This window comes from Massilia sp. CFBP 13721 (assembly GCF_014842025.1).
Lineage (GTDB): Bacteria > Pseudomonadota > Gammaproteobacteria > Burkholderiales > Burkholderiaceae_D > Telluria.
This window is the reverse complement of record NZ_JACYUY010000011.1, coordinates 169418-181622: the sequence shown is the minus strand read 5'-3', so window position 1 is coordinate 181622 and position 12205 is coordinate 169418. Positions and strand designations below refer to the sequence as shown.

Sequence of the window (12205 nt, the reverse complement as noted above, 5' to 3'; positions counted from 1 at the left end):
TGCGACGCGTTGACTATTGAATCGTCGCCAATGTCGGACGGCTCGGCCGGTCGGCGTCGATCAGCATCATCTGCGCACGCGCCGCCTTCAAGGTCGCGACGTCGCGCGCCAGCGGGCGGTCGCGCTGCGGGACGCGCGGACGCCAGGATTGCTGGTTCACCATGGCAGGCGAGGCCTCGTAGCGCTGCACGCTCACCGGCTGCACCTCGCTGGCGGCGCTTGCAGGCTCCGCAGCGCCCTCAGGCCCGGCATTCGCGGTCAGGCGCGTGGCGCGGGCGCCGCTTTCGCAGGGCTGGTCGGTCAGCGTCACATGGCCGGCGCCATCGACGCATTTCAGGATGTCGGAACCCGCCAGTGCGGCGGGGGTGGCGGCAAGGGCCGCGATGATCAAACTCAGTTGAGAGGCCAGGCGCTTCATGGCTACCTCCATCGATACAATGGAGCCATTGTCCCGGCCGAGGCTGTCTCAGTATGTTCGGTGCTTCACGGTGCGCGAACATTGTCAAAAAAACCACGCATGAGTTCACTCAGCGGGTGATCGTCGCTTAGGGCTTCTGCGCCACCAGCTGGATCTCGACCAGGAAGTCATGGTGCAGGGCAGGCACCGGCACCACCGCGCGCGCCGGCTTGTGCTCGCCGAACACGCGTGCATAGATGCCGTTAAAGGCCGGCCAGCGCTCGACGCCGGCCAGATAGGCCGTGCATTGCACCACGTCGCCAAACCCGCAGCCGGCCGCGCGCAGCACCTGTTCGCACTGCGCGAAGACCGATTCGCACTGGGCTTCGAAGGGAGAATCGGGCGCGACGCTGTCCCTGGCCGGCAGCATACCCGACAGGAAGACCAGGCCGCCCGCCGCCACCGCCTGCGAATAATGCCCGGCCGGCGCCGGCAGCTCGCTGGACTGGATGAATTCCATCAGGCCACCAGTGCGGCGAATCGCGACAGGTCGACGTTGCCGCCGCTGATCACGATGCCGACGCGTTTGCCCGCCACCGGCACCACGCCGCACAGCGCCGCCGCCGCGCCCAGGCAGCCGGTCGGCTCGACCACCATCTTCATGCGTTCGGCGAAGAATTTCATGGTTTCGACCAGCTGGGCGTCGGTCACCGTGACGATGTCGTCGACCAGGCGTTTGATGACCTCGAAATTGTGCGTGCCCACGTGGGTCACCATGGCGCCGTCGGCGATCGTCTTCGGCACGCCGATATGCACGACTTCGCCGCGGCGCAATGACTGCTGGCCGTCGTTGCCGGCTTCCGGCTCGACGCCGATCACCTTGCAACCGGGCGCCAGGCCGCTCGCCGCCAGCGCGCAGCCGGACAGCAGGCCGCCGCCGCCGAGCGGTACCAGCAGCACGTCGAGCGGACCGACGTCTTCGAACAGTTCTTTCGCTGCCGTGCCCTGGCCGCAGATCACGTCCGGATGGTCGTAGGGTGGGATCAGGGTCATGCCGCGCTCGTCCGCCAGGCGGCTCGCGATTTCCTCGCGGTTTTCGGTGTAGCGGTCGTAGAACAGCACTTCGCCGCCGTACTCCTTCGTTGCCTGCACCTTCAAGGCGGGCGCGTCGCTGGGCATGATGATGGTGGCGCGGATGCCGGCCAGGCGCGCCGACAGGGCGATCGCCTGTGCGTGGTTACCCGACGAGAAGGTCAGCACGCCGGCGGCGCGCTGGGCGTCCGTGAAGCGCGCGATCGCGTTGAAGGCGCCGCGGAACTTGAAGGCGCCCATGCACTGGTAGTTCTCGCACTTGAAGAACAGTTCGGCCCCAATACGCGCATTGGCAGTCGTGGAGGTGAGCGTCGGCGTGCGGTGGGCGGCGCCTGCGAGGCGCGCGGCAGCCTGTTCGACGTCGCTGTAGGTGAGGGTGGCGGTAGCGTTCATGGGGTAAAAATAAAATTAAAATCAGGTTGCCAGGGGCAGCGCCAGTTGCACCAGCAGGCCGCCGCCTTCGCGGTTGCGCACCGTGAGTTCGGCATTGTGGCGGGTGACGACGCGCTCGACGATCGCCAGGCCCAGGCCCGCGCCATTCGCCTGGCCGCGCGCCGTGTCCAGGCGCGTAAACGGTTTCAGGAGCTGGTTGATCTGGTCGGCAGGCACGCCCGGGCCATGGTCGGCGATCTCGACGACGGCGCGCCGGCCATGCGCCGTGCTGCGCACGTGGCAGGCGATATCGAGTTCGGTGAAGTCGGCGCCGGGCGTGCGCGCATAGCGGCGCGCGTTTTCGACGATGTTGTTGATCACGCGGCGCAAGTCGATCTCGTTGCCGAGTACGACCACGTTCTCTTCCAGGTCGGTCTTCACGCGCATGCCGGGCAGGCGGCGCGCGTGCTGGGCGCAGTCGGCCAGCAGGTGCGAGAGTTCTACCTCGGTGAAGCTGGACGCCTCGGTCGGCTTGGCGTAATCGAGGAACTGGCCGATGATCGCATCCATCTGGGCGATGTCGGACTGCATGCCTTCGCGCGCGTCGGTCGACAGGTTCGCCATTTCCAGTTCCAGCTGCATGCGCGCCAGCGGCGTGCGCAGGTCGTGCGAGATACCGGCCAGGATGACGGCGCGGTCTTTTTCGACCTGGGCCAGGTCCTCGACCATCTGGTTGAAGCTGCGGTTCGCCACCATGATCTCTTTCGAGCCGCGTTCGGGCAGCGGCGTCGGCCGCTCGCCCTTGGCGATCGCACGCGCCGCGGCCGTCAGGCGCGCCAGCGGCCGGTTGATCAGGCTCGAAATGAAGGCCGCGCCAAGCAGCGACAGCACGCCCACCACGCTGGCCCAGCCCAGCCACTGGATGCGCGTCAGGCCGGCAATGCGTTCGCGTTCGAGCATCAGCCAGTACTGATCGTCCTCGATGGTAAAGCTGATCCAGAAGCCGGCCATGCCGTTCACGCGGCTGGAAAAGCGGGTCTGGGGACCGAGTTTTTCGCGTACGGCGGCGGCGATTTCCGGCATCAGCGGATTGGCCGGCGGCGGGTCGACCTGGTCGGTGTCTTCGAGCGTGAAGATGCGGATGCCTTCGTTGGAAACCAGTTCGAACAACAGCTCGCGCCGCAGTTCGGGCGCCGAGTGGGTCAGCGCCGCCTTGGTGATGGTGACCACCGAGACCACCAGTTCCGCCGTCTGTTCCACCTTCTGGCCGCGCTGGAACACGTTCATCATGCCGATCCACGAACCCATCGACAGCGTCGTGAGCAGGGACAGCAGGAAGAAGGTGCGCCAGAACAGGCCGCTCTTCATCCAGCCGAAGCGCCTGGACTTGCGTGGTGAAAACGAAGCAAGCACTTAGCGCGGCTGCCCTTCAGGGATGAAGACGTAACCCAGTCCCCAGACGGTCTGGATATATAGCGGGCTCGATGGATCGGGTTCGATCAGCTTGCGCAGGCGCGAGATTTGCACGTCGAGCGAGCGGTCGAAGACTTCGTATTCGCGGCCACGGGCGAGTTCCATCAGCTTTTCGCGCGACAGCGGCTGGCGCGCGTGGCGTGCGAACACCTTCAGCACCGAGAATTCGCCGGTGGTCAGGGGAACCGTCTCGCCGTTCTTCTTCAGCGTGCGCGTGCCGAGATCGAGGACGAACTGGCCGAACTCGAAGGATTGCGGGGTTTCCGACGGCGCGCCCGGGATTTCGTCCGGACCCTTGCGGCGCAGGACGGCGCCGATGCGGGCCACCAGTTCGCGCGGATTGAAGGGCTTCGGCAGGTAGTCGTCGGCGCCCATCTCGAGGCCGACGATACGGTCGACGTCTTCGCCCTTGGCCGTCAGCATGATGATCGGGGTCTGGTCGCCGGCGCCGCGCAGGCGGCGGCAGATCGACAGGCCGTCTTCGCCGGGCAGCATCAGGTCGAGCACGAGCAGGTCGTAGCGCTCGCGCAGCCACAGCTTGTTCATGGCCGGCGCGCTTTCGGCCGTAACGACCTGGAAGCCTTGCTCCGTCAAGTAGCGCCGCAGCAGGTCGCGCAGGCGCACGTCGTCGTCGACGACCATGATCTTGGCGCTATGGCCGCCGGTCTGACCGGCGCTGGCGCCGGCATTATTCGAGGTGGAAGCGGAATTCATATGCTGTCAATTTGTCAGATTCATATCGCTATGGTAACTTCTCTTCGCCGCGCGTTTAGGATTTACAGACAGGTCATTACATTGTGTTACAAACTTTACCCAATCCGGCTTATACCCGGAGAGAGTTCCACATACACTGGGAACCAATGAAACACAGCTTATCCGTTTATCCAGCACCACGGAAGAGGAACACCATGACAAACGCGCTCGACAAAACCAATGCAGCAGCCCGGGCCCAGGGCCGGCTCGCCCGCCTGGCGCGCCGTGGTGTGGCCGTGTGCCTGCTCGCCTGTGCCGGCATCGGCGCCGCCCAGGCACAATACCATGGCCGCCGCGACGACGCCCAGATGCAGCAGCCGCCCTCGGCCCGTGGCGAACGCCTGCCGGCGCCGCAGATCGAACAGCCGCGCGACCCGCGTGGATATGATCAGATGCGTGACCAGCAGCGCGAACAACAGCAGCGCGCTTACGAGGAACAGCGGCGCCAGGCGCAGCAGGCGCAGCAGCTGCAGCAGTCCGAGGGCAACCGCGACGGCGGCCGCCGCGGCGGGCGCCTGACGCCGGACGAACGGCGTGACCTGCGCCGCCAGATCAACGAAGCGGGGATGGATATCTATCCGAATGCGCAGCGCAGGTAAGCCGCCTGCGTTGCAGGGAACGGCGCCGGGACAATGTCCCGGCTTTTTTTATGGCCGGCCGGTTTTGTATTGACGCTCGTCATTTCCCACGCCGAAGCACCTCAGTTGTTGCCAGTCTTTATTTATTTACGTCTAACAACATGGTAGGCTGATGCGTTGCGGTCGCGGCGTCTTGCCGGGACCGGGTCCACCCTGGAGGCGAACGTGTCCGATCCTGCTGTTGCCGCCGCCCGTTTCGATGCCACCGGCCCCGCGCATTGCATACAGCAGCGGCCCGACGGCGTCTATGCCGACCCGGCCGTGCTGGGCACCACCGTGCTGGCCGCGATCGACGGCATTTTCCGCTCCGGCAGCGTCCTCGCCGGTATCGATTATCCGGTGTTGATGAAGGCGATCTACGGCGGCGCTGCGGCCCTGCCGACGGGCGCCGATGGCCGCCCGCAAGTGCGCCTGGCCCGGGACATCGTTCCCTTCAACGCCCAGCGCCGCGGCCTGTACCGCTCGGTGCGCATCGACGACGGCGAGGCCGAGTATTGTTTCGAGCCGGTCTACCTGGCAGGGCCGGGCGGCGAAGAAATCGCGACCCGCCTCGACTTCGACGAGTTCGTGGCCGACATGTGGATCAAGGGTATCCGCTTCGGCATCGACCCGGCCAGCGTGCGCGCCGGGATCGCCAATCCCTTACTGGGAAGCAGCGTGGTGGCGCGCCGGCTCGATCCCGTGGCCGGCATCGATGCCACCGTGGTCGAGGTGTCCGACGACATCCACCGCAGCGATGCGCCGCGCCAGCTCTCGAACGGCAAGCTCGACCTGATGTGCTTCCAGAACCGCTTCCCGCAGGTGCGGGGCGAAACGAAACTGCTGCAAAAGCTGCCCGGCCGGGTCGGGCAACCCGGCTTCGAACTGTCGGGCATGCGCATCGAACCGGCGCCGCCGGCCGACCTCGACCTGGGGGCATATGTGGGGGAGGGCACCATCGTCGAAAAAAGCGCCGCCGGCGAGTACTTGGTGGCGGCGCGCACCGGCTTCCTGAACGTCGACGCAAAGACGCGCCGGATCGCCGTCGGCGACAAGATCGTCAGCCGCGACGGCGTCAGCGCGCGAACCACCGGCAACCTGCAACTCACCGGCGACTACGAGGAATTCGGCGACGTGCAGGAAAAGCGCGTCATCGAGGGCAACGGCATCACCGTGCATGGCAGCGTGTATGGCGCGATCGTTTCGCGCGGCGGCATGGTGCGCCTGCGCGCGACCCTGGTCGGCGGCAGCGTCCACAACAAGCGCGGCGCTATCGGGGTCGACGGCGTCAGCGCAAACGCGGTCGTGCAGGCGAGCGCCGGCACGGTGACGCTGGCGCGCGCCGAGAACTGCGTCGTCTCCGGCACGCGCGTGCGCATCGAACAGGCGGTCAACTGCGAGATCATCGCCGACGAAGTCTCGATCGGCAGCGCCGAAGGCTGCGCCGTGGCCGCGCGCCGCGTCACCATCGATACCAGCGCGCCCTGGCGCGGCAGCGAGATGCTGGTGTATGTGCTCGCGGCCGACTGCGGTCCCATCGACAAAGTGCTGGAACAGGTCGGCGCGCGCCTGGCGCAGTTCGATGCCGCCATCGACGCCCACAAGCTGGAACTGGCCCACCTGTGCGCCAAACCCGCGGTGCGCAAGTATCTCGAGATCGCCGGGCGCGTGCGCAGCGGCGAAACGCTGCTGAACCCAGCCCAGTCCGGGCAGTTCAAGCTGATGGGGCAGGCGGTGGCGGCGGACCTCACGCGCATCGGCGAGGTCTCGGCGGCGCGCAAGGCGGCCGAGCTGGAAAAACGCGAGGGGCAGGCGCTGCTGGCACGCTTCACCGCCCAGCGCGACGAGCGCGCGGCCGGCAGCGACGTGCTGCTGGGCGAGATCAGGGGCGACACGCAGGTGCGCACACTTGCCTTCGATCCGGACGGCGCGCCCTTCCATGACCTCGCCCCGCGCGAGATCAAGGCGAAACTGCGCGGCAACGGCGGCACGCGGCTGTACGCGGCGGTGGCGGGTGGCTTCGCCTGGCCGGGCGACAGGTCGACAATACCAATTTGACTTCAGATGATGTCTTTGGGAAATGTTGACTGCACTCAACAAGGGTAAGCGCGGCAAGTTCTACGATGGGGGCTGTTACCGAGAGGACCCATCATGCACAAGGACATTACCGCTTTCCGCCCGGCGAGCATTCAATTCCTGAGCTTCAAGCTCGGCGGCCTCGAATACGGACTCGACTTCAGCAAGGTGCAGGAGCTGCGCATCCTGAAATCCCTCGAGCGCTTCGCCGCCGACGGCGCCATTGTCGAAGGCGTGGCCGTGTCGCGCGGCGTGATCATGCCGATCGTCGACATGCGCGCCGCCTTTTGCGGCCACCCGGTGGCCACCACGCCGACCACCGACGTCATCATCCTCAAGTTGTCGACCTGCGTGATGGGGATGGTGGTCGACGGCGTCACCGACGTCGTCAGCCTGGCGCCCGAGCAGATTTCGCCGATTCCCGGCGCCGACGGCGGGGCGATCGATTACCTGATCGGACTCGGGGTCACGGAAGGGCGGCGGCTGATCCTGGTGGATATCGATCGGCTGATGTCGATCGATAAGAAGACGAGTGCGCGCCAGGTGGCGTGATCGGTCGATACTGATGCCGGAGGGACGTAGGGTGGGCGGCTCCATCCGGCGATGTGAATAAACGCGGCTCTTGTGCCGCCCACGCGTTCAACGCACGCTCGAATCGACGCGAGGTTTCTGGAGCCGGTTGAACGCGTGGGCGGCAGAGCCGCCCACCCTACGTCCTGCTGCATCCGCCGTGTGTTACGCCGCCAGCCCTTCCAGCTGCTCCTGCAACTCCAGCCACTCATTTTCCAGCGTCGCCAGGTCGCGCACGCAAAACGCCTGGTCGGCCACCAGGGTCTTCAACGCATCCTTCTTGTCGGCGTCGTAGATCGACGGCTCCAGAAGGCGCGCGTCGATGTCGGCCTTTTTCGTGTTCAGCTTCGCCATCTGCTCCTCGACCCGCTTGAGGCGGTTCTCGATCGGCTTCTTCAGGGCGGCGACGCGCTGGCGCTCTTCGGCGCCGAGGCGCTTCTGTTCCTTGCGCTCGGCCGGCGGCACCGGCGGCGCCACCATGACCGGCGCCGCAACGGCAGCAGCGGCAGCCGCTTTCGGCAGCGGCAGCAGGTCGGTCCCCTTGCCCAGCTTGGTCTTGAACAGCCAGTCCTTGTAGTCGTCCAGGTCGCCGTCGAACGGCTGCAGGCGGCCATTGGCGACGATGATGAATTCGTCGGTCGTGGCGCGCAGCAGGTGGCGATCGTGCGAGACCACGACCAGCGTGCCTTCGAACTGCGCCAGCGCCATCGTCAGCGCCTCGCGCGTCTCCAAATCCAGGTGGTTGGTTGGTTCATCGAGCAGCAGCAGGTTCGGACGCTGCCAGACGATCAGCGCCAGCGCCAGGCGCGCCTTTTCGCCGCCCGAGAAGGGCCGGATCGGGCTGGTCACCATGGTGCCTGGGAAGTTGAAGCCGCCAAGGAAGTTGCGCAATTCCTGCTCGCGTACGGTCGGCGCGATCTTCGCCAGGTGCCACAGCGGCGATTCGTCGTGGCGCAGCATCTCGACCTGGTGCTGGGCGAAATAGCCGATCGACAGGCCCTTGCCGAGCGTGGATTCGCCCGTCAGCGGCGCCAGTTCGCCGGCGATGGTTTTGATCAGCGTCGACTTGCCGGCGCCGTTCACGCCCAAGAGGCCGATGCGCTGGCCGATCTGCAGCGAAAAGTCGATGTGGTTGACGATGGTCTTGGCGCCGACCTTGTCGCCATGTTCGTCGAGGATCGGATAGCCGGCGTCCACTTTTTCCATGACCAGCAGCGGATTCGGGGCGGCCAGCGGCTCGCGGAACTCGAACGAGAATTCGGCGGCGGCGCGCAGCGGCGCCAGTTCTTCCATCTTGGCCAGCTGCTTCATGCGGCTCTGGGCCTGGCGCGCCTTGGACGCTTTCGCCTTGAAGCGGTCGATGAAGGATTCGAGGTGGGCGCGTGCGCGCTGCTGCTTTTCCATCGCGCTGGCGGCCAGCACCATCGCGGCGGCGCGCTGGCGCTCGAACGACGAGTAGTTGCCCGAGTAGCGCTTGAGTTTGCGCTCGTCGATGTGCACCACCACGTTGACGATCTCGTCGAGGAAATCGCGATCGTGCGAGATGATGACCAGCGTGCCCTGGTAGCGCTTCAGCCAGTCTTCCAGCCAGATGATCGCATCTAAATCTAAGTGGTTCGTTGGTTCATCAAGCAGCAGCAGGTCGGAAGGGCACATCAGCGCCTGCGCCAGGTTCAGGCGCATGCGCCAGCCGCCCGAGAAGCTCGCCACCGGCTGCTGCATCTGGTCCAGCGTAAAACCCAGGCCCAGCAGCAGCTGTTCGCCGCGCGACTGCACCGTGTAGGCGTCGGCATCCATCAGGGCGCCGTGGACGTTGCCCATCTCGATGCCATTGTCGTGGGTGTGCGGCGCCGCTTCCAGCGCTTCGAGCTCGGCCTGCAGGCGGCGCAGCGTGACGTCGCCGTCGATCGCGTATTCCAGCGCCGGACGGTCCAGCGCCGGCGTCTCCTGCGCCACATAGGCCATGCGCCATTTGGCGGGGAAATCGATTTCGCCCTGGTCGGCGTGCAGTTCGTTGCGCAGCATGGCGAACAGGCTGGATTTGCCGGCGCCGTTGGCGCCGATCAGGCCGATCTTGTCGCCGGGGTTCAGGGTCAGGTCGGCGTTTTCCAGCAGCGGCTTTATGCCGCGCATCAGGCTGACGTTCAGGAAGCGAATCATGCGGGTTCTTTACTTGGTTGGTGCTGTGATAGTGTACGGCGGCCGTCGGCGTTGTGTTGGCATGCGTGGTCCGCAGCGGTAACCGGCGGGCATGCCCGCCCTACGATGGTCGGTGCGCGTAGGGCGGGCATGCCCGCGTGGTGATCAAGCGTTCTGCAGCTGCTCGGCGGTGAGCAGGAACACCGCCTCGTCGCCGGCGCTCGTGGTCAGCCAGGTCAGGCCCAGGTGGCCGAATGCGGCTTCGGCGTACTCGGCTTCGTTGCCGATCTCGACGACCAGGATGCCTTCCGGCGTCAGGCGTTCGGCGGCGCCGGCGACGATCTTGCGCACCAGGTCCATGCCATCGGTCCCGCCATGCAGGGCGATCTGCGGCTCGCGCAGGTATTCCGGCGGCAGCTTGGCCATCGAATCGGCATTCACGTAGGGCGGATTGGTGACGATCAGGTCGTACTTTTTAAACGGGACGTTCTCGTACAGGTCCGACTCGATCGGATTGACGCGGCCTTCCAGCTTGTAGTCGCGGATATTGCGTTCGGCGACAGCGAGGGCATCCTTCGAGATGTCGACCGCATCGACCACGGCGTTCTGGTAGACGTCGGCCATCATGATCGCCAGGCAGCCGGACCCGGTGCACAGTTCGAGCACGTTCTCGACCTCGTACGGGTTCGTCACCCACGGGCTGAAGAAGTTCGGGATCAGCTCGGCGATGAAGGAACGCGGCACCAGCACGCGCTCGTCGACGTAGAAGGCATAGGTGCCGAGCCAGGCTTCGTTGGTGATGTAGGCGGCCGGGACGCGCTCGACGGTACGGCGCTCGATCACGGACAGCACCTGCAGCACTTCTTCCGGCAGCAGCTTGGCGTCGAGGAAGGGGTCGAGCCGGTCGAGCGGCAGTTTCAGGGTATGCAGGACCAGGTAGGCCGCTTCGTCGAAGGCTTCGGCGCTGCCGTGGCCGAAGAACAGCCTGGCGGCGTTGAAGCGGGTGACGGCGTAGCGCAGCAAATCGCGCGGGGTGCTGAAATGGGTGGTGGTCATGGCGTGTCCTCGCGTTCTGGGTTTCTGGTTAAATAGCCAGCAAGTTTTCCAGGGTACGGCGGTAGATGTTCTTCAGTGGATCGATGAAGCGCAGCTCGACGTGTTCGTCGATTTTATGGATGCTGGCGTTTGGTGGGCCGAATTCTATCACCTGGGGGCAGATGCGGGCGATGAAGCGCCCATCCGAGGTCCCGCCGCTGGTCGACAGTTCGGTCGCCACACCCGACTCTTCCCAGATCGCGCTGCACACCGCATCCGACAGCGTGCCTTTCGGCGTCAGGAAGGGCTGGCCGGACAGGGTCCATTCCAAGCTGTACTCGAGGCCGTGGCTGTCGAGGATCGCATGCACGCGCGCTTCCAGCCCTTCGGCCGTGCTCGCGGTCGAGAAGCGGAAGTTGAAGTCGATCGTCATGTGGCCCGGGATGACGTTGGTCGCACCGGTGCCGGAATGGACGTTCGAAATTTGCCAGGTGGTCGGCGCGTAGTACTCGTTACCCTCGTCCCAGACTTCGGCGGCCAGTTCCGCCAGCGCCGGCGCGGCCTGGTGGATCGGGTTGCGCGCCAGGTGCGGGTAGGCGATATGGCCCTGCACGCCCTTGATCACGAGGTGGCCGGAGAGCGAACCGCGCCGCCCGTTCTTGATCATGTCGCCCAGGATGTGGTTCGAGGTCGGTTCGCCCACCAGGCAGTAGTCGAGCGTGACGCCGCGCTCTTCCAGCAGCTCGCAGACGACCACGGTGCCGTCGACCGCCGGACCTTCTTCGTCGCTCGTGATCAGGAAGGCGATCGAGCCGTGGTGGTCGGGATGCGCCGCGACGAACTCCTCGCAGGCGATCACCATCGCCGCGATCGAGGTCTTCATGTCGGCCGCGCCGCGCCCGTACAGCCTGCCGTCGCGTACCGTCGGAATGAACGGCTCGGAAGTCCACTGCTGCACCGGCCCGGTCGGCACCACGTCGGTGTGGCCGGCGAAGACGAACACGGGCGACTCGAGTCCCTTGCGCGCCCACAGGTTGGTGACGCCGTTCGAGACGATCGATTCGCAGACGAAGCCGAGCGGCGCGAGCAGTTCGGCCAGGCGCTGCTGGCAACCCTTGTCCTGCGGCGTGATCGAATCGAGCGCGATCAGCTCGGCGGCCAGCTCCTGGGTGCGCGAGGTCCGGATCATGCGGCCCCCACGAGGCGCGCGTAGTTGTCGGGGCTGAAGCCGACCGCCAGCGCGCCGTCGCCTTCCAGGACCGGGCGCTTGATCACCGAGGTATGTTCCAGCATGAGTTCGAGGGCCGACGCCTTGTCATTGACCGCCGCCTTGCGCTCGTCGGGCAGGTTGCGCCAGGTCGTGCCCTTGCGGTTGACCAGGATTTCCCAATCGAGCTGGTCGAGCCAGCGCGACGCCGTCTCGCGGTCGAGGCCCGCCTTCTTGAAGTCGTGGAAGGCGAAGTCGACGCCGTTGTCGAGCAGCCAGGTGCGGGCTTTCTTGACGGTGTCGCAGTTGGGAATACCGTAGAGCGTCTTGTTCATGGGTGTAGATAGTCAGGGACAACGAGCGTTGCCGGAAGCGCGGTGGTGCGGGAAGGGCGAGAGGATAGCATATGCGCATCCCGGCCGGAGATGTCGCACAGGGCCGTTCTGGTTCTGTATGCTGCAGGAGCCGGTACCC

12 protein-coding genes are annotated in these 12205 nt (G+C 65.8%); 3 read left to right on the top strand and 9 right to left on the bottom strand.

Annotated elements, in window-relative coordinates; translation table 11 throughout:
• Window positions 1–13 precede the first annotated feature (13 nt).
• The 5 genes from IFT60_RS13080 to ompR all read right to left on the bottom strand — a co-directional run bounded on the left by IFT60_RS13080 (window position 14) and on the right by ompR (window position 3976).
• Window positions 14–418, bottom strand: a complete 405-nt coding sequence (locus IFT60_RS13080; protein ID WP_192052404.1) for a DUF4124 domain-containing protein — start codon at window positions 416–418, stop codon at window positions 14–16.
• 127 nt (window positions 419–545) lie between these two features.
• Window positions 546–917, bottom strand: a complete 372-nt coding sequence (locus IFT60_RS13075) for a RidA family protein (protein WP_192052403.1) — start codon at window positions 915–917, stop codon at window positions 546–548.
• A complete protein-coding gene (locus IFT60_RS13070; RefSeq protein WP_192052402.1) occupies window positions 917–1882 on the bottom strand; it encodes a threo-3-hydroxy-L-aspartate ammonia-lyase in 966 nt (321 codons plus the stop codon). The genes IFT60_RS13075 and IFT60_RS13070 overlap by 1 nt, the downstream gene beginning before the upstream one ends.
• Before the next feature lie 21 nt (window positions 1883–1903).
• Entirely contained in the window at window positions 1904–3229 is a 1326-nt protein-coding gene (locus tag IFT60_RS13065) for an ATP-binding protein (protein WP_192052401.1), read from the bottom strand.
• A 45-nt stretch (window positions 3230–3274) separates the two neighbouring features.
• On the bottom strand, window positions 3275–3976 hold the full coding sequence (gene ompR / locus IFT60_RS13060) for an osmolarity response regulator transcription factor OmpR (protein WP_229445267.1): 702 nt from the start codon (window positions 3974–3976) through the stop codon (window positions 3275–3277).
• Window positions 3977–4242: 266 nt separating this feature from the next.
• On the opposite strand from ompR, the gene IFT60_RS13055 reads away from it, so the two are divergent.
• The 3 genes from IFT60_RS13055 (at window position 4243) to IFT60_RS13045 (ending at window position 7332) form a co-directional block, all read left to right on the top strand.
• On the top strand, window positions 4243–4686 hold the full coding sequence (locus IFT60_RS13055) for a hypothetical protein (protein ID WP_192052430.1): 444 nt from the start codon (window positions 4243–4245) through the stop codon (window positions 4684–4686).
• A 204-nt stretch (window positions 4687–4890) separates the two neighbouring features.
• Entirely contained in the window at window positions 4891–6762 is a 1872-nt protein-coding gene (locus tag IFT60_RS13050; RefSeq protein WP_192052399.1) for a flagellar assembly protein A, read from the top strand.
• 93 nt (window positions 6763–6855) lie between these two features.
• Window positions 6856–7332 (top strand): chemotaxis protein CheW, encoded by a 477-nt coding sequence (locus IFT60_RS13045; RefSeq protein WP_192052398.1) that lies wholly within the window; start codon window positions 6856–6858, stop codon window positions 7330–7332.
• A gap of 183 nt (window positions 7333–7515) precedes the next feature.
• Here IFT60_RS13045 and IFT60_RS13040 read toward each other — a convergent pair whose 3' ends face one another.
• The 4 genes from IFT60_RS13040 to IFT60_RS13025 form a co-directional block, all read right to left on the bottom strand.
• Entirely contained in the window at window positions 7516–9510 is a 1995-nt protein-coding gene (locus IFT60_RS13040) for an ATP-binding cassette domain-containing protein (protein WP_192052397.1), read from the bottom strand.
• A gap of 144 nt (window positions 9511–9654) precedes the next feature.
• Complete coding sequence (prmB, locus tag IFT60_RS13035) at window positions 9655–10545, bottom strand: 50S ribosomal protein L3 N(5)-glutamine methyltransferase (RefSeq protein WP_192052396.1); 891 nt, start codon at window positions 10543–10545, stop codon at window positions 9655–9657.
• Between the two features lie 28 nt (window positions 10546–10573).
• Entirely contained in the window at window positions 10574–11713 is a 1140-nt protein-coding gene (dapE, locus tag IFT60_RS13030) for a succinyl-diaminopimelate desuccinylase (protein ID WP_192052395.1), read from the bottom strand.
• Window positions 11710–12066, bottom strand: coding sequence for an ArsC family reductase (locus tag IFT60_RS13025; protein WP_192052394.1), 357 nt, complete (start codon window positions 12064–12066; stop codon window positions 11710–11712). Before IFT60_RS13025 ends, dapE begins: the two co-directional genes overlap by 4 nt.
• Window positions 12067–12205: the final 139 nt, after the last annotated feature.

Coding starts and splice junctions, on each gene's coding strand:
- IFT60_RS13080 (WP_192052404.1), bottom strand. CDS start 418: ATGAAGCGCCTGGCCTCTCAACTGAGTTTGATCATCGCGGCCCTTGCC.
- IFT60_RS13075 (WP_192052403.1), bottom strand. CDS start 917: ATGGAATTCATCCAGTCCAGCGAGCTGCCGGCGCCGGCCGGGCATTAT.
- IFT60_RS13070 (WP_192052402.1), bottom strand. CDS start 1,882: ATGAACGCTACCGCCACCCTCACCTACAGCGACGTCGAACAGGCTGCC.
- IFT60_RS13065 (WP_192052401.1), bottom strand. CDS start 3,229: ATGAAGAGCGGCCTGTTCTGGCGCACCTTCTTCCTGCTGTCCCTGCTC.
- ompR (WP_229445267.1), bottom strand. CDS start 3,976: ATGGTCGTCGACGACGACGTGCGCCTGCGCGACCTGCTGCGGCGCTAC.
- IFT60_RS13055 (WP_192052430.1), top strand. CDS start 4,243: ATGACAAACGCGCTCGACAAAACCAATGCAGCAGCCCGGGCCCAGGGC.
- IFT60_RS13045 (WP_192052398.1), top strand. CDS start 6,856: ATGCACAAGGACATTACCGCTTTCCGCCCGGCGAGCATTCAATTCCTG.
- IFT60_RS13040 (WP_192052397.1), bottom strand. CDS start 9,510: ATGATTCGCTTCCTGAACGTCAGCCTGATGCGCGGCATAAAGCCGCTG.
- prmB (WP_192052396.1), bottom strand. CDS start 10,545: ATGACCACCACCCATTTCAGCACCCCGCGCGATTTGCTGCGCTACGCC.
- dapE (WP_192052395.1), bottom strand. CDS start 11,713: ATGATCCGGACCTCGCGCACCCAGGAGCTGGCCGCCGAGCTGATCGCG.
- IFT60_RS13025 (WP_192052394.1), bottom strand. CDS start 12,066: ATGAACAAGACGCTCTACGGTATTCCCAACTGCGACACCGTCAAGAAA.